16 protein-coding genes and 1 pseudogene are annotated in these 19,579 nt (G+C 62.1%); 7 read left to right on the forward strand and 10 right to left on the reverse strand.

Annotated features, from left to right (window positions below):
• A complete protein-coding gene (locus tag ACP15W_RS12490; protein ID WP_424933228.1) occupies positions 1–846 on the forward strand; it encodes a glycosyltransferase in 846 nt (281 codons plus the stop codon).
• 70 nt (positions 847–916) lie between these two features.
• On the opposite strand, the gene ACP15W_RS12495 is transcribed toward ACP15W_RS12490, so the two are convergent.
• A complete protein-coding gene (locus ACP15W_RS12495; protein WP_424933229.1) occupies positions 917–3,172 on the reverse strand; it encodes an ATP-binding protein in 2,256 nt (751 codons plus the stop codon).
• A 125-nt stretch (positions 3,173–3,297) separates the two neighbouring features.
• Positions 3,298–4,488 (reverse strand): RsmB/NOP family class I SAM-dependent RNA methyltransferase, encoded by a 1,191-nt coding sequence (locus tag ACP15W_RS12500; RefSeq protein WP_424933230.1) that lies wholly within the window; start codon positions 4,486–4,488, stop codon positions 3,298–3,300.
• A 194-nt stretch (positions 4,489–4,682) separates the two neighbouring features.
• On the opposite strand from ACP15W_RS12500, the gene ACP15W_RS12505 reads away from it, so the two are divergent.
• The gene (locus ACP15W_RS12505; RefSeq protein WP_424933231.1) at positions 4,683–5,144 is read left to right on the forward strand and encodes a (2Fe-2S)-binding protein; all 462 of its coding nucleotides are present in this window, start codon (positions 4,683–4,685) and stop codon (positions 5,142–5,144) included.
• A 3-nt stretch (positions 5,145–5,147) separates the two neighbouring features.
• A complete protein-coding gene (locus ACP15W_RS12510; RefSeq protein WP_424933232.1) occupies positions 5,148–7,331 on the forward strand; it encodes a molybdopterin cofactor-binding domain-containing protein in 2,184 nt (727 codons plus the stop codon).
• Positions 7,332–7,433: 102 nt separating this feature from the next.
• Here ACP15W_RS12510 and ACP15W_RS12515 read toward each other — a convergent pair whose 3' ends face one another.
• The 5 genes from ACP15W_RS12515 to ACP15W_RS12535 form a co-directional block, all read right to left on the reverse strand.
• The gene (locus tag ACP15W_RS12515) at positions 7,434–7,949 is read right to left on the reverse strand and encodes a CarD family transcriptional regulator (protein WP_424933233.1); all 516 of its coding nucleotides are present in this window, start codon (positions 7,947–7,949) and stop codon (positions 7,434–7,436) included.
• Positions 7,950–8,251: 302 nt separating this feature from the next.
• Complete coding sequence (fdxA, locus tag ACP15W_RS12520; RefSeq protein ID WP_424933234.1) at positions 8,252–8,590, reverse strand: ferredoxin FdxA; 339 nt, start codon at positions 8,588–8,590, stop codon at positions 8,252–8,254.
• 88 nt (positions 8,591–8,678) lie between these two features.
• On the reverse strand, positions 8,679–8,963 hold the full coding sequence (locus ACP15W_RS12525) for an RNA-binding S4 domain-containing protein (RefSeq protein ID WP_424933235.1): 285 nt from the start codon (positions 8,961–8,963) through the stop codon (positions 8,679–8,681).
• 7 nt (positions 8,964–8,970) lie between these two features.
• The gene (locus tag ACP15W_RS12530; RefSeq protein ID WP_424933236.1) at positions 8,971–12,027 is read right to left on the reverse strand and encodes a helicase-related protein; all 3,057 of its coding nucleotides are present in this window, start codon (positions 12,025–12,027) and stop codon (positions 8,971–8,973) included.
• A gap of 24 nt (positions 12,028–12,051) precedes the next feature.
• Positions 12,052–12,630, reverse strand: coding sequence for a tetratricopeptide repeat protein (locus tag ACP15W_RS12535; protein WP_424933237.1), 579 nt, complete (start codon positions 12,628–12,630; stop codon positions 12,052–12,054).
• A gap of 62 nt (positions 12,631–12,692) precedes the next feature.
• Here ACP15W_RS12535 and ACP15W_RS12540 point away from each other — a divergent pair, with 62 nt between their 5' ends.
• Both ACP15W_RS12540 and ACP15W_RS12545 read left to right on the forward strand, forming a co-directional pair.
• Complete coding sequence (locus tag ACP15W_RS12540; RefSeq protein WP_424933238.1) at positions 12,693–12,983, forward strand: SCP2 sterol-binding domain-containing protein; 291 nt, start codon at positions 12,693–12,695, stop codon at positions 12,981–12,983.
• Complete coding sequence (locus ACP15W_RS12545) at positions 12,983–13,930, forward strand: alpha/beta hydrolase (RefSeq protein WP_424933407.1); 948 nt, start codon at positions 12,983–12,985, stop codon at positions 13,928–13,930. The genes ACP15W_RS12540 and ACP15W_RS12545 overlap by 1 nt, the downstream gene beginning before the upstream one ends.
• Here ACP15W_RS12545 and hisN read toward each other — a convergent pair.
• The 3 genes from hisN to typA form a co-directional block, all read right to left on the reverse strand.
• Positions 13,918–14,724, reverse strand: coding sequence for a histidinol-phosphatase (hisN, locus tag ACP15W_RS12550; RefSeq protein WP_424933239.1), 807 nt, complete (start codon positions 14,722–14,724; stop codon positions 13,918–13,920). The genes ACP15W_RS12545 and hisN overlap by 13 nt on opposite strands.
• 100 nt (positions 14,725–14,824) lie before the next feature.
• Positions 14,825–15,208, reverse strand: a complete 384-nt coding sequence (locus ACP15W_RS12555; RefSeq protein WP_424933240.1) for a helix-turn-helix domain-containing protein — start codon at positions 15,206–15,208, stop codon at positions 14,825–14,827.
• Between the two features lie 389 nt (positions 15,209–15,597).
• Positions 15,598–17,415 carry a translational GTPase TypA gene (gene typA, locus ACP15W_RS12560; protein ID WP_424933241.1) on the reverse strand — a complete coding sequence of 606 codons (1,818 nt, stop codon included), beginning with the start codon at positions 17,413–17,415 and terminating at the stop codon, positions 15,598–15,600.
• 342 nt (positions 17,416–17,757) lie between these two features.
• Here typA and ACP15W_RS12565 point away from each other — a divergent pair, with 342 nt between their 5' ends.
• Both ACP15W_RS12565 and ACP15W_RS12570 read left to right on the forward strand, forming a co-directional pair.
• Positions 17,758–19,413 (forward strand): hypothetical protein, encoded by a 1,656-nt coding sequence (locus ACP15W_RS12565; protein WP_424933242.1) that lies wholly within the window; start codon positions 17,758–17,760, stop codon positions 19,411–19,413.
• Between the two features lie 40 nt (positions 19,414–19,453).
• Positions 19,454–19,570 (forward strand): annotated as a pseudogene (locus tag ACP15W_RS12570) (hypothetical protein); the annotation flags it as partial.
• Positions 19,571–19,579 lie beyond the last annotated feature (9 nt).

Genomic DNA, 19,579 nt, shown 5'->3' on the forward strand with positions numbered 1-19,579 from the left:
ATGAAAACCGAGATCATCATCGCAACCTACAATTCGCCGCGCCCGCTGCTGCTGACGCTTACGTCGATCCTTCAGCAGGAGGAGCGCCCCGACAGCGTCTGCATTGCCGACGACGGGTCGGGGCCGGAAACGGCCGAGGCGCTCGAGAGGTTCAGAGGCGATCACCCCGATCTTCCGCTGCGCCATGTCTGGCATGAGGACCGGGGCTTCGAGAAATGGGCCATCGTCAACCAGGCGATCGCGAGCTCCGAAGCGGATTTCCTGATCCTTCTCGATGGTGACGTCATGATCCATCCGACCTTCGTGGGTCGGCATCTGGCAATGGCACGTCGGGGACGGTTCTCGACGGGAAGCCTGATCCGGCTCGGCCCCGAGACCACGTCGATCGTGACCGAGGAAATGGTGCGCAAGGGGCTGGTTTTCGACATCGACTGGCTGCGCGCTCACGGTGCGATCGACCGATTGGGCACCTGGCTCAAGACGATGCCGTTTCCGCAACCCGTCATGGGATTTCTCGACCGTGTCACACCGGTTCAGAAGGCGCTTTGCGGCGCGAATGCCTCGTTCTTCCGCGAGGATGCGCTGAGGGTGAACGGGTTCGACGAGAGCATTCGATATGGTGGGGGCGACAAGGAGTTCGGCATTCGCCTGGCCAACGCGGGGATTTCCGGTCAGCATCTGCGCTACTCCGCGCCCCTGGTGCATCTCGACCACCCGCGGAGCTACAAGAATGCCGATGAGATCCGCAAGCATCGCGAATTGATCGCCCGGGCGAAGACACAGAAGATCACCTGGACCGAGAACGGGATCGAGAAGCGCGACGCCAAGGCCGAAGCGGCCGAGTGATTGCAGGTTTGGAGCACGGGGAGCAGCTGCCTTTCAGGAGCTCGAGTCGGCAGCATGCCGGTGCGGGTCATCAGGCATCCAGCATGTCCTTCACGCGCTGGGTCAGTTCGGGCAGGGTGAAGGGTTTCGGCAGGAACGAGGCATCTGCCATGGTTTCGTCGGTGCTGAAGGCGTCTTCGGTGTAGCCCGACATGAAGATGACCTTTGCGGCGGGGCGTTTCTTGCGCGCCTCACGCACCCAGGCCGGTCCGTCGAGCCCGGGCATGATGACATCCGAAAGCATGATGTCGACGTGGAGATCATCATCCTTGAGGATATCGAGCGCTTCCTCACCGGATGCGGCTTCGATCACCGTATAGCCGCGGAGTTGCAGCGCGCGGGCGGCGAAGGAACGGACCGGGTCTTCATCCTCCACCAGCAGGACCAGCCCACGCCCCGTGAGATCACGCGGGGCACGGATCTCGGGTTCGACAAGCGCTTCGGTTTCGGCCGTCTCGTAGGCAGGAAGGTAGATCGTGAAGATCGCACCGCTGCCTGGGGGGCTTTCGGCGAAGATGAACCCGCCGGTCTGCTTGATGATACCATAGGCCGTGGAAAGGCCGAGACCCGTACCCTCGCCCACCTGCTTGGTGGTGAAGAACGGCTCGAAGATCTTGTGGAGCTTGTCCGGCGGGATGCCGGTGCCTGAATCAGCCACTTCGACCACGACGTAGTCACCCTTGAACACCACCGCGCGGTCGCGGTGCATATCCTCCGCGAGATGGATGTTGCGGGTCGAGACCCGGACCTCGCCGCCGCGTGGCATCGCATCGCGGGCATTCACCACGAGATTCATGATGACCTGTTCGAACTGGCGCTCGTCCACGCGGACGGGCGAAAGGTCCGTGCCATGCTCGATCCTGAGGGTCACCTTCTCGCTCAGGAGCCTGTTGAGCAGGTGGGTCAGTTCAGAGAGGGTGTCCTGAAGGTTGATCACGGTCGGGCGCAAAGTCTGCTTGCGCGAGAAGGCCAGAAGTTGCCGAACAAGGGCTGCGGCACGGTTGGCGTTCTGGCGGATCTGCATCAGGTCGCCATGCTCGACATCGGCCACGTCGTGACGCATGAGCAGAAGGTCGCAATGTCCGTTGATGGCCGTGAGTAGGTTGTTGAAGTCGTGTGCGACCCCGCCCGCGAGCTGGCCGACCGCCTGCATCTTCTGGCTCTGGACGAACTGCGCTTCGAGGGTCTTCAGTTCGGTCGCGTCGCTCAGGACCGCAAGGACCGTCTGCTCGCCTTCGTGAACCGTGCGGGAGAACGCAACCTGGAGGAAGTTGTCCTGGCCCTCGGCCTTGCTCTTGGCGACCTCGGAACGTCCCAGACCGCGCCCCTTGGCAGTATCGCTCAGGCGCTCGGAAATCGACCGGCCCAACCCATCCATGAGCTTGGTGATATTCTTTCCCTCGACATTCGCCACGCCCAGCAGCGTGCGCGCCGCATGATTGGCGTAAATGAAATCGCCGTCGTTCTTGAGGCGTGCGAGGGCGACGGGCAGTTCCTCGAGGAAATCGTTGGGAGCCAGCCCCGAAACTTCCGAACTGTCCAGCGGCAAGATCAGCACCTCGCGCGAGGCCTGGTCATCGTTGAGCACGACGGAGCGAACCACCTGCCTGTTGGCAGCGAGCACCTGCACCGTTCCGGCGCGGAAAGGGGGATCGAGCAACAGCGCATCGAGAGACTGGATCGGGTCGTCTTCCAGTTCGTGCGCAGCCTCGTTGCAGGAGAGGACACGGGCATCCTCGTCGATGCGGAACCACGGGTAGCGGCATTCGGAGAAATCCGCAGGCAGCTGCTCGGGGGGGGCGGCCCGCTCAACACGCCACATCAGGAGGCGCGGCCCGACACGGCTCACGCCGATCCGGTGCCGGCCATCGGACGAAAGCTCCGAGGCAGAGCCGTTCGTTTCGGTCTCGCGGGTCAGCCGGTAGATCAGCGAAGGCGCGTCGGACGCCCAGCGCTCGATAAACCCCGAACTGCCCGCACATGCGTTGCGCGAGATGACCTGTCCACTGAGATCCGAGATGAAGACGGGCACCACATCGCTGTCGTAGTAGCGGATGAGCCCGTGACGGCTGGAACGTGCGCCAAGCGTCAGGCCGAGCCGGAGACACAGCATGTAGGTCCCGAAAACGACCAGAGCCACGGCGATGGCCGCGGGCACGACAATCGTGCCGGACCAGAGGGTTGTGAGTGTTGCGACGAGGAGAAGGATGCCCGACAGGGCGACGAATACACCGGAACGACTTTCCGTGGATGCGCTGGTATTCTGGTATTGATGCGTGTCGTGCACAGCTCACCTTGCAACCTATACGCGCACTATAGCGCAATTGGCGCAATTCAACCACAGGTAATATTAACTCTTCCCAAATGAGCCTCAAGGGCGAGTCCGGCTTGGAGGTCAGGCACTTGTCTGGTTCATGCTTCGGGAGCAACAAGCCGGGCCATGTAAAAACCATCGCCGCCATCGAGCGGGGTCAGCCGGCGTTCTTCCTCAAGGCGCCAGTCGGGCCTCTCCGAAAGGAATCGCGCAACCTGGTCCTCGTTCTCGCGCTTGAGCAGCGAACAGGTCGCATAGACGAGGCGTCCACCCGGCCGCACGAACACCGAGGCTTCCGCGAGAACCGTCTGTTGCAGAGGACCGAAGGCTTCAAGGCGCTCGGGGACCAGCGCCCACTTGCCCTCTGGCTGCCTGCGCCAGGCACCGGTCCCCGAACAGGGCGCGTCGACGAAAACGATGTCGCAGACCGGACCGAGTGCTGCTCGGGATGAGCTATCGAGGATCTCGATCTCTGCACCCGCGCGCCGGGCCCGGTCGGGAAGATCCTTCATCCGGCGGGGATTGATATCCCAGGCCATGAGTCGCCCCTGGCCCTTCATGTCGCTGGCCAGCGCAAGTGTCTTTCCTCCGCCACCGGCACAATAGTCGAGAACCGTCATGCCGGGCCGCGCGCCCGCAAAGGCCGCGGCGATCTGGCTGGACACGTCCTGAAGTTCCACCATGCCCTGCGTATAGGCACGACTCGCATTCACCAGGCGCGGATTTTCCACGACGCGCAGAGCGGTCTCCAAAGTGGCAACCGGCTCCGCGGCCACACCGTCGCGCGCAAGCACGACCATCGCGGCATTGCGGTTCGACTTGAGCGTGTTCACCCGCAGATCGACCGGTGCGCGGCTCTGCATTTCCCTGAGCACGTCGGCAAAATCGCCACCAAGTGAGCTTTGGAACTCGGGCAGGAGGAAATCCGGCAGATCAAGTTGCACGCTGGTCGGGGCTTCGGAGATGCTGCGGCCCAAAAGATCCCGCTCCTCCGGGGTCACCGGAGCAGGATCGTACCCCTGCCCCGTGAAAAGCATATCGAGATCCGCTGCCTCGGTCGCCTGGCCTGCGAGAACGATGGCGCGGCCCGTATCTCCACCACCCAGCCAGCCAAGTGACCGGCGGCGGCGCAGCCCCTCGAAGACAAGATCCCGGATCGCGGCCCTGTCCTTGGACCCGGCGAAGCGGCTTGCGCGTGCCCACCGCGAGAGCGCCCGCTCTGCGGGCGCACCGGCGAGAATCTCGTCAAGCAGGCCGATTGCGGCCGAAAGGCGGGCTCCGGGTGTCATCGCCGGTCATCTGCCTGCAAATCACGGGAGGCGCAAGGAAATCCGGCACGAAACGAAGCCGTCCGGCCTGCTTGTGCAAAACCACTCGCATGCGTATTATAAACTGGTCGGTCCACAAACGCGGCACCGTGCCGGCACGGTCCGGTCGTCGCCCCCAGCCAAACGCCAATCAGATGACTGACGGGGAGCCAATCATGTCACAGCAACTCAAGATCAACGGCAAGACCGTGACGGTCGACGTTGATCCAGGCACACCACTGCTTTGGGTCGTCCGCGACGAACTGAAGCTGACGGGAACGAAATTCGGATGCGGGATCGCGGCTTGCGGCGCCTGCACCGTGCACGTCGATGGCGCGCCTCAGCGCTCCTGTCAGATGTACGTTGAAGACGTCGCGGGGGCCGAGATCACCACGATAGAAGGCATCAACGGGCCAGTAGCGGAGGCGGTTCAAAGTGCCTGGGCCGAACTCGATGTCGTGCAATGCGGCTACTGCCAGTCAGGCCAGATCATGTCAGCCGTGGGCCTGCTCTCCGGTGAGAGCCGCCCGGATGACGAAGCAATCACCGCTTACATGCAGGGCAATGCCTGCCGCTGCGCCACCTACCATCGGATCCGTGCGGCCATTCACCGTGCGTCCGACATTCTGGAGGCCTGAGCCATGACATTCGAGACTTCCAGACGCGGCTTCCTGCGCGGAGCCACAGCCGCCGGAGCCGCCCTCGTGATCGGGCTGCGCCCCGATGGTGCCTTGGCCGCAAGGCTCGGCGACGCTGCGACCCTCAATCCCTTCGTGAAGATCTCTCCCGACGGCGCGGTGACCGTGATCATCAAGCACTTCGAGATGGGCCAGGGGACGACCACGGGCCTCGCGACACTGGTCGCCGAAGAGCTTGATGCAAGTTGGGAGCAGGTGAAATTCGAATACGCCCCCGCCGACAACGAACGCTACGCCAACCTGCTTTTCGGTGCGCAGGGCACGGGCGGATCGACGGCGATGGCAAATTCATTCATGCAGTATCGAAAGGCCGGCGCTGCCGCCCGAACGGTGCTGATACAGGCTGCTGCGGAGGCCTGGGGGAGCGACCCCGCCGCGATCACGATCACGGACGGCATGATTTCCGATGGCAGCAACGAGACCGGATTCGGAGACATGGTGACCGCCGCAGCCGCCATTCCGCTTCCGGAAGACCCGCCGGTCAAGGATCCGGCAGACTTCAGGCTCATCGGCCGCGAGACGCTTCAGCGCAAGGACACGCCCGACAAGATCAACGGTACCGCGACCTTTGCAATGGACATCCAGTTGCCCGACATGGTGACGGCAGTGATCCTTCGCGCGCCAAAATTCGGAGGAAAGCTCACGTCCTTCGATGCAACTGGCGCGGAGGACATGCGGGGCTTTGTCGATGCGAAGGCCCTGCCGGACGGTTCGGGTGTCGCCGTCTATGCCAGTTCGACCTGGGCGGCATTTCAGGCGCGGGATGCGATTTCGGCCGAATGGGACTTCTCGGAAGCGGAGACCCGCAGCACCCCCGAGATCAACGAGGCGCTGCTCGGGCTGGTTCGTGCCGATCCCGAATATGTCGCCCGCGCCGAGGCCGATACCGCGGCGCAGGAAGCCATCGCAGCGGCGGACCAGGTGATCGAGGCGGAATTCCTCCTGCCTGCGCTTGCCCATGCGCCGATGGAGCCGCTCACCTGCACCATCGAGCCCACGGAAACCGGCGTGCGTGTCCACGACGGTTGCCAGTTCCCCGCGATCGCGCACCCCACGATCGCCGGCGTGCTGGAACTCGATCCGGCGGTGGTCGAGATCCGGACGCTTTACGCGGGCGGATCCTTCGGACGGCGTGCCAATCCGGCCGCGGATTACCACATGCAGGCGGCAATGGCTTTCGCGCTTACGGATCGCAGCGCGCCTGTGAAGCTTGTCTGGTCGCGGGAGGATGATCTCAAGGGCGGGTTCTATCGCCCCATGGCGGCGCATCGTGCCCGTATCGGCCTGGCTTCCGATGGGACCATTGTCGGCTGGGATCACCGGATCGCGACCAAATCGATCTTCAAGGGTACCACGATGGCGGAATGGGTCGTCCACGACGGCGTGGATCATGCCTCGGTGGAAGGGATTGCCGATACGGTCTACGCCCTTCCCAATCTGACCGTCGGGTTGTCTGACTTCCAGACGCAGGTCCCTGTGCTCTGGTGGCGCTCGGTAGGGCATTCCCACACGGCCTACGTGATGGAAAGCCTGATCGACATGGCGGCCGAAGCGGTCGGGCAGGACCCGGTAGCGTATCGCCTGTCACTGCTCGAGGGCGGCACCCCGGATCAGGCACGGCTGGCCGGCGTGATCAGGCGCGCGTCCGAGGAGGCTGGCTGGTCGGAGCCGCTGCCCATGGGCTGGTCCCGCGGCGTGGCGGCCCATAAGTCCTTCGAGACCTTCGTCGCGCATGTGGTGGAGGTCTCGACAGACGCGGATGGGGCGGTTCGGATCGAGCGGGTGGTCTCGGCAGTCGATTGCGGTGTGCCGGTCAATCCGGACGTGATCCGGGCCCAGATCGAGGGCGGAACCGGTTTCGGTATTGGGGCAGTCATGCGCAATCAGATCACCTTCTCGGACGGGGAGGTCGATCAATGGAACTTCCCTGATTACGAGCCGCTTCGCATGGGGGATATCGGCAGGATCGACGTGCATGTGATCCCATCGACCGAAGCACCCACAGGGGTGGGAGAACCCGGCGTTCCATCCGCCGGCCCTGCTCTCGCCAATGCCATTGCGGCTGCGACGGGTTTGCGCGCAAAGACTCTGCCGATGGCGGAAAATGGCGTGACCTTCGCGGCATAAGCGGATTGCGAACACAAAAAGAGCCCCGGTGATGCACCGGGGCTCAGTCGAGATCTCGCGCTTGGGTCTCATCTGGGCGAAGGGTTCCGCCCGTCAGGATCGTCAGGCTGCGACGCGACCACCGAGCACGCTGTCGACGTGCTGCTGCGCCTTGACCTCTTCGATGCCGTTCACGGCCGCAACTTCACGGGTCAGGCGCTCGAGCGCGGCTTCGTAAAGCTGACGCTCGGAGTAGGACTGCTCGCGCTGATCATCGTTGCGGTGCAGGTCGCGTACAACCTCCGCGATGGAGATCAGATCGCCCGAATTGATCTTCTGCTCGTATTCCTGCGCCCGGCGCGACCACATGGCGCGCTTCACACGCGCACGGCCCTTGAGGGTATCGAGGGCCCGCTCGACGATGTCGGAGGAACTGAGAGGGCGCATGCCGACGGCACTGGCCTTGGCGGTGGGAACACGCAGTGTCATCTTGTCCTTCTCGAACGAGATGACGAACATTTCTAGGTTGAGACCGGCGACCTCTTGCTGATCGATGGAAACGATCTTGCCCACGCCGTGGGCGGGATAGACAACGAAATCATCGGGGCGGAAATCCGCCAGCTTCCTGGACTTGCTCATTTGCGCGTCTTTTCCTTTTGGCCATTACCTGGTACCGCCCGCAAGCTCAGTCAAAGACCCGCCTCGGGTTGCCTGACAACCGTTCAGAGGGGCCAATTGCACATGGGTTTTGAGTGTCGACTCGCGGCCGGTGGGGATCCCAGAGAATTCACATCCCTGATTAAATAGCACAAACGACCGCGAAATGGAAGACCACCGGGCGAGAAACACTTCGAACTTGGTCAATTTGACCGATTTCAAACGTTTTCGCCGCGCCTAAACCGCTTCAAGTCACGTCGTCGCGTGAGGGACAAGAGCGTAACTCAGCCGCCTTCGCCCGGTGTCTCGGAGAAGTATTTCTCCAGTTTACCGGTTTCGCCATCCCGCTCCTCGGCCTCGGGCAGCGGATCACGCTTCGTGGCAAGCACCGGCCACATCTCGGAGTACTTTCGGTTGAACTCCACCCAGTCTTCCAGGTTTGGCTCGGTATCCGGGCGAATTGCGTCCGCAGGGCATTCCGGTTCGCACACACCGCAATCGATACACTCGTCCGGGTGGATCACAAGCATGTTCTCGCCTTCGTAGAAGCAATCCACGGGGCACACTTCGACACAGTCGGTGTATTTGCAGGCGATGCAATTGTCGGTCACGACATAGGTCATGGGTCGTAGCCTTGTAGTTGATAGATCCGCAAAGCCTGTCACACTTCGCAAAAGGCTATTTATCAGGCTCAATTGCAGGATCAAGGCCTCAGTCGGATACCTGTGGCTCTAGATCCTCGTAAAGCAGTTGAGCCTCGGCGGCGGGGCCTCGCCGCACGCCCAGCCCCTTCACCCGAAGCACGCGCACACGACCGTCACGGGCGTAGGAGATACCGTCACCGATCCGCACGGGCGTCGCGGGTTTGACCACCCGTGCGGAGTTGACGCGGATCTTGCCGGAAGCAACCAGTCGCGCCGCGAGGCTCCGTGTCTTGCACAGGCGTGCATGCCAGAGCCACTTGTCGAGGCGGATCGAGGGCGATGGCCCCTGCATCAGCCTCTCAGTTCTTGAACTTCAGCGCGGCGAGAGCGGCGAAGGGATTGTCCGGATCGACAGGCTTGTCGGACCGCGGACCCCGGCCACCATGCTTCGGCCCGCCCGGCTTGCCGCCCTTGCCCTTGTTCTTGTTGCCACCGCCGGGACCACCGCCGGGCTTTCCCCGGCGTGGCCGTCCGCGTTCCTGATTACTTTCGCTGCCTGCTTCGCTCGACGCAGCGGGAGCGGAGGCATCCTTCGCCTGACGGGAGGGTTTCTGCCCGCCGCGGGGGCGTGTATTCTCCCGCGGGGCCCGTTCAGGCCTGCGTCGCGGCGCGCGCGTGAACGTATAGAAGGTCTCCATCTCAGCGGGCGTGTCTCCGGTCGCCTCTGCTTCCTCGGCCCCTTTTGCCTCAGCCGGTTCGGGAGCCTCCTCGGTCGGGACGGCATCCTCCGCAATTTCAGGCGATGGAGGTGCGGCCTGCGCCGATTCGGTTGGAGCGGCGACTTCCGGTTCAGGCGTAGATGCCGTTTCTTCGGCAGTCTGAGCTTCGGCTGCAGCTTCCGAGGTTCCCGCACTGTCCGGGCCTTTGTCGGCACTTTCGGCAACAACCGACCCTGTCTGATCGGACTCCGGCGCAGCCTCCGCCGGTGTCTTGCTCTCCTCTGCAGCCTGGGGCGCGGGAGCCGGTTCGGGGCGTTTCTTGGGGCGGGTTCCCGGCGTCGCCTGATAGCCCAGGCCCTGCATCAGCTTGGCGAACTGGTCCAACGTGAGACCGCTGATCGACAGCATGTCCGGCGTCGCCTCGAAACCGGCACGCGCGTCGAACGGCCGCACCATGTCAGCAAGTCGCTCAAGCATGTCGATACGGATCGCACGTTCGCCCGCGAGCCGGTAGCCTGCGCGGGGGTAGTAACCTTTCGGCGCATCGGGCACGGCCGGAACGGTGACGAGACCGGGCGGCGGCGCCTCCGGGAAGATGTCCAGCCCCTCGGCCAGCGACCACAGCACCAGCCGAAGGCGGGTCGGTGCAGGCTTCAGTAGAAGCGGCATGAAAACGGTGAACTGGCCGAAGCGGACACCGTGCTTGCGCAATCCGGCGCGCTGCTCCTGTTCAAGGCCCTTCACGTCATTGGCGACCTCACCGCGCGGCAGGATGCCAAGCGATTCCACCATGCGGAAGGCAATGCCCCGAGCCATGCCGGTAAGTTCTTCATCGTCACGCAGCTTGATCAGCGGCTCGAACAACGCAGCGATTCGACGGTCGACGAAATGCCCCAGACGCCTGCGGATCTTCTCGGCGATTTCGGGAGCGGCATCTTCGTCCACGAACGGCTCGACCTGCGGGCTCAGCGGATCGGCGCCTGCGACGAGCTTGCCGACCGCATGCTCGCCCCACATCAGGCCGCCCTGATCCGTCACATCGAATTCGGTATCGGGCGCGTTGTAGAACTTGTCCGACCGCAACGAGAACACTGGCGCCAGCGCGGCGATGGCAGCGGCCCGAATCGTCGGAACCTGCTCCGGATCGGCGTTCGGATCGAGCCTGAATCTGAATCCTTCAAGCCGACCAATGAATTGTTCATCGATCGAGACCTCACCGTCTTCGGTCACGTGGGCCACAAGGCTCTCCCTCTGCTTCAACCGCCGCATCAACACAGACGTGCGCCGGTCAACAAATCTCTGGGTCAGGCGCAGGTGGAGCGCATCTGACAGGCGGTCTTCTACAGCACGGGTTTCATTCCGCCAATGGTCGGATTCCTCAACCCATCCATTGCGCTGCGCAACATAGGTCCATGTGCGGATATATGCCAAACGCTTCGACAAGGCATCGATGTCGCCGTCAACCTTGTCGATACGTCCAATCTGGGTCGCCAGCCAGTCCCGCGGGACATGACCCTTCGTCTGGAGGAAGCCCAGGAGCCGGATGCAAAGGTTGGCATGCTCCGTCATCGAGACCTTGCGGAAATCGGGCACGCGGCAGACATCCCAAAGGAGGCGCACATCGGCTGGCGAGATGATCCGCCCACGCAACTCGCTGTTCTCCGAAAGAAACTTCAGTGTCGCCAGGTCGTCGGCCTCCCGCGCCCGAGCGAGCTCGGGATTGTCGGAAGGTGCCTCGAGGCTGGTGATGAGCCTCTCCACCGATCCGAACTCGAGCGCCGAATTGCGCCATTGCAGACGGCGCAACGGCGCGAACCGGCTCTGCTCGATGGCGTCGATCACACCCTCATCGAGCGGGGACACATCGCCTGTCACGCCAAATGTGCCGTCGATCTTGTAGCGCCCGGCCCGGCCGGCGATCTGAGCAAGTTCGTTCGGCATGAGGTGGCGGTGTCTACGGCCGTCGAATTTGACCACACCCGAGAAGGCGACATGGGCGATATCGAGGTTCAGCCCCATGCCGATTGCGTCAGTGGCAACAAGGTAGTCCACATCCCCGTTCTGGTAGAGTTCCACCTGGGCATTGCGGGTGCGCGGACTGAGCGCGCCCATCACTACCGCCGCTCCCCCCTTCTGGCGACGAATCAGTTCCGCGATCGCGTAGACATCATCGACCGAGAAGCCCACCACCGCGCTGCGTGGTGGCATGCGGCTGATCTTGCGCGGCCCGGCGTAGCTGAGCTGTGAGAACCGCTCCCGGCGCACGAACTGCGCCGAGGGAACCAGGCTCGCAATCATCGGCCGGATCGTTTCTGCGCCAAGAAACAGCGTTTCGGACAGGCCACGGGCGTTGAGTAGCCGGTCCGTGAAGATATGACCGCGCTCCGGGTCTCCGCAAAGCTGGATCTCGTCCACCGCCAGGAACTCCGCGCCGAGATCGACCGGCATTGCCTCGACCGTGCAGACCCAGAAGGCCGCGCGCGGCGGGACGATTCGCTCCTCCCCGGTGACGAGCGCCACGACGGATGGCCCGCGCAATTCGACGATTCGGTCGTAGACCTCGCGTGCAAGGAGCCTGAGTGGCAGACCGATGATCCCGGTCCGATGGCCGAGCATCCGCTCGATCGCATAATGGGTCTTGCCGGTATTCGTGGGGCCAAGAACCGCCGTGACCCGCCTCTCGGCACCGAGCTGCATCGTTACGCCTCCGGTGTCCGAGCCTCAGAGCTCGGCCGCGCCTTTTTGCCGTTCCAGCCGCTCGATGGCACTGTCAATTTCCGGCTGGTTGGGATTGAGTTCGTAGGCCTTACGGAAAGCACGAAGCGAAAGTTCCGTCTCTCCAAGCTCCTCGAACATGATGCCGAGGCCCTGCAATGCACCGAAATGGCGCGGATTGAGCGACAGGACATGCTCGATGTCCGAGATTGAGAGCGCATACTCCTGCATCATGAAAAAGGTCGTCGCGCGTGCGTTCCAGCCTTCGGCGAAATCGGGGGCATGATCCGTGAGAGCGGAAAGGTATTGCAGTGCCGTTTCGAGATCTCCCGCTCCCATGGCTTCGCGTCCGCGTTCAAGCAGAAGGTCCATCGAGTCCGACCCGGAACTCGACCAGATCCGCTCGATCTGCCGTTCGATCCGCTCCCAGTCCTGACGATCAGGTTCCGCAAGCTGCTCATGGAGCCTCTCGATCTCCGAATCCGGTGCAAACTCACCGGGCTGGGCGGAGACAGTCGCGGCGGAAACCACACCAAAAAGCATGGAGGGCAGGACAACAAGGAAGCGCTTTCGGAATTTTTTCATGACCCTTAGATTAGCAGGACTTCACCGGAAGTCTAAGCGCTTCGCCGCATCGGAGAGAAAATATGAGCAAGGTCATCGAAGGCGCCGTGAGGGCACTTGAAGAGAAGCTCGACGGCGACCGGGTCAATGGCTCCGTGCGCTTCGTGATCGAGAACGAAGGCTCGATCCGGGTCGATGAAAGCGGTGTGCGCGAAGACGATTCGGAGGCCGACTGCACCCTGCGCGCAACCCGTGAGACATTTGAGGGCCTGCTGGAGGGTCAGGTCAACCCGGCTGCGGCCTTCATGACCGGGCGCCTCAAGGTGGATGGCGACATGGGGTTGGCCATGAAACTCGGCAGCCTGCTCACGTGATGGAAACAGCGCCGTTCTTTGCCGAAGTGGCTTCCGCGCCGGATGGTGCACGCCCCTTCTGGCTTCGAACAGCCGACGGCGTGCGGATCCGTATTGCCGTATGGGAAACCGGCACACGCGGGACGGCGTTCATCTTTCCCGGCCGCACGGAATATGCGGAGAAATACGGCAAGGTCGCGGGCGAACTCGCGGCGATCGGGCTTTCAACGGTTGTCGTGGACTGGCGTGGACAGGGCCTTTCGGACCGTCTGGGACGCACTCATAGCGAGGGTCACGTCGGGGACTTCCGCGAGTTCCAGCACGATGTCACTGCCATGCTCGCGGCTGCGAACGACCTCGGGCTTCCCGGGCCACGCTATGCCTTTGCACATTCCATGGGCGGCTGCATTGCGCAGCGCAGCCTGATGGAGCACCCAGATTTTGCGGGGGCTGTGATGTCGGCGCCGATGTGGCGACTTCAGGCCCGCACGGCGATGCGGGAAGTGCAATCAAAGGTTATCGGGTTCGGGCGCGTATTTGGTCTAAGCAAAACGGTATCGCCGGTTTCGACCACCGAGCCGGACAAGGCTTCGGACGCCTACACGGGCAATCCGCTGACATCGGATGCGGAACTGTTCGGCTGGGCACGAGCCCAGGTTGCTGCCCATCCAGAGTTGGCGCTTGGACCGCCCGGTCCGAGCTGGACGCGGGCAGCAATTGTCGAGATGTTGCGCCTCGATTATCGCCCCCTGCCCACCATTCCCCTCCTCGTGATGGTCGGTGGCGGAGAGCGGATCGTGTCGCGATCCAAGATCCGCAAACGGGCAAGTCAATGGAAGGGAGCTCGCCTGCTGGAGTTTCCTGATGGGCGCCACGAGCTATTTCTAGAGCGTCATGAGATCCAGAACCGGATCTGGCGGAATAGCGAAGCGCTGATTACCGATATCGAGACAGCTCAGTCCGCATAGGGCGCGAGGAGATCCAGCGCCGCCGCATGCACGCGGGGATCGCCAGCCGCCACGATCTGGCCTCCCTCATGCGCAGAACCGCCAGTCCAGTTGGTGACGATCCCGCCCGCAGCCTCAATGACGGCCTGCGGCCCCTGGATGTCATAGGCCTGGAGTCCAGCCTCGATCACCAAGTCCGCCTGCCCCATCGCGATGAGCGCATAGGCATAGCAATCAAGGCTGTAGCGGGTCAGTTTCACCCGGTCGCGAACCGCTTCGAAACCGGTGCGCTCGGTCATCGAACCGACTTCCGGATAGGTCGTGAAAAGCGTTGCATCCGCGAGCGAGGTGCATGGGCGCGTGCGAATGTCGCGGGCGTTCCCATTCCGTCGCACTTCCGCGCGACCGAATCCGCCAATGAAGCGCTCACCGATATGAGGTTGATCGATCAGGCCCAAAATCGGCCCCTCACCTGCATCCACACCGATCAGAATGCCCCAAGTGGGCGCACCGCATATGAAGGCGCGGGTTCCGTCGATCGGATCGAGAACCCAAGTAAGATCCGTTGTTCCGCCTTGCGTGCCGAACTCCTCACCCAGGATGGCATCGTCCGGCCGTCTGAGGGCGAGAACCGCGCGCATCGCCTTCTCGGCTTCTCGGTCCGCCATGGTGACCGGGTCGAACCCTTCGGCAGTCTTGCTCGATGCCCGAAGATCTTCACTTCTGAAGAATGGCAAGCACTCGCGCACAGCCACATCGGCTAGGTCGCTCGCGACCTTCCACAGCTCTTGCTGCAACTTCGGCGTGATCGCCATCCTGGCCACGGGCTCCCTTCGACCTCGACGCCCGACCGATTTCTGCCATCCGGCGTCCTCGGTCAAGCGTGTCGTGGGCCGTCAGAGCGATTGGCCCGGATCAGGCGACGTCGCTCAGGACGCGAGCAAGGTCGAATAGCCGGCGGCGCTGGGTCTCCGGGATCGCGTAGTAGGACCGCACCAGTTCGAGGGCTTCCTTGTCGGCCAGCAGGTCTCCCCGCTGCGTCGCAGAAACTTCTGCCGGAGCGCTTTCGACTGCTTCGGCCTCGTCGAACCCTTCGAAAAAGAAGCTGATGCTGACATCAAGGGCCTGCGCGATATCCCAAAGGCGGGATGCGCTGATCCGGTTCATGCCGGTTTCATACTTCTGGATCTGCTGGAACTTGATCCCGACAATATCGCCGAGTTGCTGCTGGGTCATCCCAACCATCCAACGACGATGGCGAACGCGCTTACCTACATGAACGTCAACAGGATGTTTCATACCAAGTGCTCCAATTGCCAAAACGCTCTATCACTCAACCTACATGCATGGATCGTGCCAACTCATCTAATGCAAGCTGTTGTTCTGCGCCGCAACTCAATCTACGGTATTTTAACTCAAATTTGAGCCAAGACTGACACAATCTAGAGGCGAGCGATCGCTCACCTCGCCCAACCATGCGGAATGCTAGTGCAAATTCGCAAATCGCTTTCGCAAAATGCAATCGGCGGCAATCCCCACTCGCGGAATCTTCCCAAACCGCGAATTGGTTAACGCCAGCATCGATGCAGTCTTCGAGCTGCGTCAGATAGCCTCACCTTAGAAAAACAAGGGCCGGAAGAGTGCGCATCACCCTATCCGGCCCAAATCGGTATCAAATGGAGGGGAGGTCAGCTCGCGCTGCGGGCCTGCCGCTTGCGCTCATGCGGATCGAGGAACCGCTTGCGCAGACGGATCGACTTGGGCGTCACCTCGACAAGTTCATCGTCATCGATATAGGCAATCGCCTGCTCGAGACTGAGGCGCGTGGGTGGCGTCAATACCACCGCATCATCCTTGCCGGCTGCGCGCACGTTGGTGAGCTTCTTGCCCTTGAGCGGATTGACCTCCAGATCATTGTTCCGGCTGTGCTCTCCAAGGATCATGCCGGTATAGACCTTCTCGCCGGACCCGATGAAGAACTTGCCCCGATCCTCGAGGTTGAAGATGGCGTAGGCGACCGAAGTGCCGTCTTCCATGGAGATGAGAACGCCGTTGCGCCGCCCCGGGATGGGCCCTTTGTAGGGTGCCCAGTCGTGGAAAACCCGGTTCAGAACGCCAGTTCCGCGCGTGTCGGTCAGGAATTCACCATGATATCCGATCAATCCGCGCGACGGCACATGCGCCACGATGCGTGTCTTGCCGCCTGCACCGGTGCGCATGTCCGCGAGATCACCCTTGCGCTGGGAGAGCTTCTCCACGACGGCGCCGGCGAATTCCTCGTCTACATCGATGGTCACTTCCTCGACCGGTTCGAGCCGCTGACCACCCTCTTCCCGGAAAAGCACACGGGGACGCGAGATCGAAAGTTCGAAGCCCTCGCGGCGCATGTTCTCGATGAGCACACCCATCTGCAATTCGCCGCGCCCCGAAACCTCGAACGCCTCTCCACCAGGGGTGTCGGCCACCCTGATCGCGACATTGGACTCTGCCTCGCGCATCAGCCGTTCGCGGATCACCCGGCTCTGGACCTTGTCACCATCCCGACCGGCAAGCGGGCTGTCATTGATACCGAAGGTCACGGAGATGGTCGGCGGATCGATGGGTTGCGCCGGGATCGGGACATCGATGGCCATGTCGCAGATGGTGTCCGCAACGGTTGTGGAGGACATGCCGGCGAGGCTGACGATATCTCCGGCCTGCGCTTCCTCGATGGGCTGCTGTGAGAGGCCCCGGAACGCGAGCACCTTCGAGACACGGAAGCGCTCCACCTCCTTGCCCTCACGGCTCAGGGCCTTGACCGTGCGGCCGGCCTTCAGGGTGCCGGTCTCAACGCGGCCCGTAAGCAGTCGTCCGAGGAAAGGGTCGGCGGAAAGCGTCGTGGCCAACATGGAGAAGGGCTCGTCAACATGATCAAGCTGCTTTGGCGCATTCACGTGATCGAGGATGAGGTTGAACAGCGCCTTGAGGTTCTCCCGCGGCCCTTCGAGCGAATCGTCGGCCCAGCCCGAACGTCCCGAAGCGTAGAGCACCGGGAAATCGAGTTGCTCCTCGCCGGCATCGAGGGTGACGAAGAGATCGAAGACCTCATCGAGTGCGCGATCCGGTTCGGCATCGGGCTTGTCGACCTTGTTGACCACGACAATAGGACGAAGCCCCAACGCGAGCGCCTTGGCCGTCACGAATTTCGTCTGCGGCATGGGGCCCTCGGCGGCATCCACGAGCAGGACGACGCCATCGACCATGCTCAGAATGCGCTCCACTTCACCGCCGAAATCGGCGTGACCGGGCGTATCGACAATATTAATGCGATGGCTGTTCCACTCGACGGAGGTCGCCTTGGCGAGGATCGTGATCCCGCGCTCGCGCTCCAGATCGTTCGAATCTAGCGCGCGCTCGGTGAGCGCCTGGTTCTCTCTGAATGTGCCCGACTGCTTGAGCAATGCGTCGACAAGCGTTGTCTTGCCGTGGTCGACGTGGGCAATGATGGCGATATTTCTGATATCCATGCGGGTTTCTGGTCCGGGAATCGGGCCCATGTGCCCGCGAGACGCGCCTTAAATGCAGTGCAACAAAAAGGCAACGCATGAGGACGGGAAAGCCTCAACAGGTGTGACATCGGCCGAAACGCGCAGGTCAGCCGTTCAACCGATGGTCGGGCCCGCTGCTATCTTCCTCGTAAACACCAATAATCCACTCGAAGTAGACAATACGCCGCACATTCGAACAATTCACCACGCGCGAGAGCTCCATTCTTGCGCGAACCTTGCATTTCACGTAGAGCTGTGCATTATTTTACAATTACTTAATAAATCAGTTTTTGGAATGAATCCAAGTCGGGCGGGGGCCCAATGCGTTGTGATAGTATAGAGCATCTGGCCTTGCATCTTGCGGGGCCGCTGCGGCTTTGCCGCGCGGACGGAAGCGACGTGACGCCAAAGAGCCAGAAGGCTCAGGCACTGCTCGCATTGCTTGCGACTGCGACAGGATTCAGCCGACCACGCATCTGGGTTCAGGACAAGCTCTGGAGCGACAGCCCACAAGCACGCGGTGCGTCAAACCTGCGGCAGTGCATCCATCGTCTGCGGAAGGAAGTCCCCATCAAGGGCGAATGGCTCCTGTCCGACAGTCACCGTCTCGCGCTCGACCCTCAATTCGTGAGCGTGCATTTCGGGCTGGAAGACAGTGCGCGTCCGATTTCGAGCGAGGCTCCGGAGTTCTGCGAAGGTCTCGACGTCAAGGATCCCGAATTCGAGGACTGGATCCGCGATCGCCGTTTCGATTTCGAGGACAAGTGGGAAGAGCGGTGCGCCCAAGAGGCCGCCGAGCCACTGACGGCGCCTGCCGAAATCATGCAGCACCGACCGACGGAGACACTCGGGCATTCCGTTCTGCTGATCGCACCGCCTCAATCGAGCGATGACGAACTCAAGGGCCTCGAATCCATGATCTGCATGGATATTGCGGCCAATGTTTCACATATCGGCGGGGTGGAGATCCGGTATCAGAGCGACGGCCTTGTCCAGACGGGCCTCGATGATGCGGTCTGTCTACAGGTGCGCACCTTCCGGTTCGGGGAAAACGTTTCCCTGCAATCGGTCCTGAGCGACCCCAAGAGTGGTGCGGTCTACTGGTCGGACGTGCGCCACCTTTCTTCCCTCGGATCGCGCTCATTCTCGGAAGATTATTCCAGCGCCGTCGCGCATGTGACCTCGGCAACGGCAGTGCAATTTGCGGACGGCCCCATGACAGGCCATTCGACGCGCAAGGCCTATCGCGCGATCTGCGACCTTCTGACTTTCGATAGCACCAAGTTCGATGCCTGCGAGCAGGTGCTTGCCTCCTTTCAGGACGAGCCCCGCTCTGCCTCGCTCGATGCATGGCGGGCCTACCTGCGGGTAACGCAAGTGCTCGAGCGCACGGCATCCGACCGGCATGCAACAACCGAAGAGGCAATCGCGCTTTCTCGTCGCGCTTTGGAGCGGGACCCGCGCAACCCTGTCGTTATTGCCCAGGCCGCGCATGTGGCGCTGTATCTGGAGAAGAGTTCCGAGAAGGCCTGGGCTCTTGCGAAGTCCTCCGTGCTTTGCGGACCCTGCAGCCCTATCGCCTACAATCATTTCTCCGCCGCAGCAGCGGCAATCGGAGAATCCGAAACGTCACGCATCGCATCTGGTCGGGCGCTCGAACTTTCTGCGAGCCAGCCCAACCGAAGCTTCTGGTATATTCTGGAGTGTTTCGCGAAGATCAATTCGCATGACTTCGAGCAGGCCCGCAAATACGCACTTCTCGCTCATCAGATGTCGCCCACTTTCCGCCCATCCCTACGATATCTGATCGCCCTGAGCCACGTTTGCGGCGACGAAGAGGGTGCCTCGGCTGCGATCACCAAGCTTAGCGCGTTGGAGCCTGGTTTCAGCATCGAACAATTCAACGACTCCGATTACCCGACACCCACCCTGAGGAGAGCCGGACTCACACACGGTCTGCTTGGTCGGCAGGTTTAGTTTTGCATTACGTTCCATTCACATTTCGAAGGGCAGGAAGATGGCTATTTTGAGCACTTACAGCCATGGAAGTCACGGATCGCACGGCAGTCATGGCTCACACGGAAGTCACGGGTCACATGGCAGTCACGGATCACACGGGAGCCATGGGTCGCATGGAAGTCAT

Origin of the sequence: Amaricoccus macauensis (assembly GCF_049800915.1) — a bacterium.
Classification (GTDB): domain Bacteria; phylum Pseudomonadota; class Alphaproteobacteria; order Rhodobacterales; family Rhodobacteraceae; genus Amaricoccus; species Amaricoccus macauensis_A.

Coding starts and splice junctions, on each gene's coding strand:
- ACP15W_RS12500 (WP_424933230.1), bottom strand. CDS start 4,488: ATGACACCCGGAGCCCGCCTTTCGGCCGCAATCGGCCTGCTTGACGAG.
- ACP15W_RS12505 (WP_424933231.1), top strand. CDS start 4,683: ATGTCACAGCAACTCAAGATCAACGGCAAGACCGTGACGGTCGACGTT.
- hisN (WP_424933239.1), bottom strand. CDS start 14,724: ATGGCGATCACGCCGAAGTTGCAGCAAGAGCTGTGGAAGGTCGCGAGC.
- typA (WP_424933241.1), bottom strand. CDS start 17,415: ATGGATATCAGAAATATCGCCATCATTGCCCACGTCGACCACGGCAAG.
- ACP15W_RS12490 (WP_424933228.1), top strand. CDS start 1: ATGAAAACCGAGATCATCATCGCAACCTACAATTCGCCGCGCCCGCTG.
- ACP15W_RS12525 (WP_424933235.1), bottom strand. CDS start 8,963: ATGCAGGGGCCATCGCCCTCGATCCGCCTCGACAAGTGGCTCTGGCAT.
- ACP15W_RS12530 (WP_424933236.1), bottom strand. CDS start 12,027: ATGCAGCTCGGTGCCGAGAGGCGGGTCACGGCGGTTCTTGGCCCCACG.
- ACP15W_RS12565 (WP_424933242.1), top strand. CDS start 17,758: ATGCGTTGTGATAGTATAGAGCATCTGGCCTTGCATCTTGCGGGGCCG.
- fdxA (WP_424933234.1), bottom strand. CDS start 8,590: ATGACCTATGTCGTGACCGACAATTGCATCGCCTGCAAATACACCGAC.
- ACP15W_RS12555 (WP_424933240.1), bottom strand. CDS start 15,208: ATGAAACATCCTGTTGACGTTCATGTAGGTAAGCGCGTTCGCCATCGT.
- ACP15W_RS12545 (WP_424933407.1), top strand. CDS start 12,983: ATGGAAACAGCGCCGTTCTTTGCCGAAGTGGCTTCCGCGCCGGATGGT.
- ACP15W_RS12515 (WP_424933233.1), bottom strand. CDS start 7,949: ATGAGCAAGTCCAGGAAGCTGGCGGATTTCCGCCCCGATGATTTCGTT.
- ACP15W_RS12540 (WP_424933238.1), top strand. CDS start 12,693: ATGAGCAAGGTCATCGAAGGCGCCGTGAGGGCACTTGAAGAGAAGCTC.
- ACP15W_RS12535 (WP_424933237.1), bottom strand. CDS start 12,630: ATGAAAAAATTCCGAAAGCGCTTCCTTGTTGTCCTGCCCTCCATGCTT.
- ACP15W_RS12510 (WP_424933232.1), top strand. CDS start 5,148: ATGACATTCGAGACTTCCAGACGCGGCTTCCTGCGCGGAGCCACAGCC.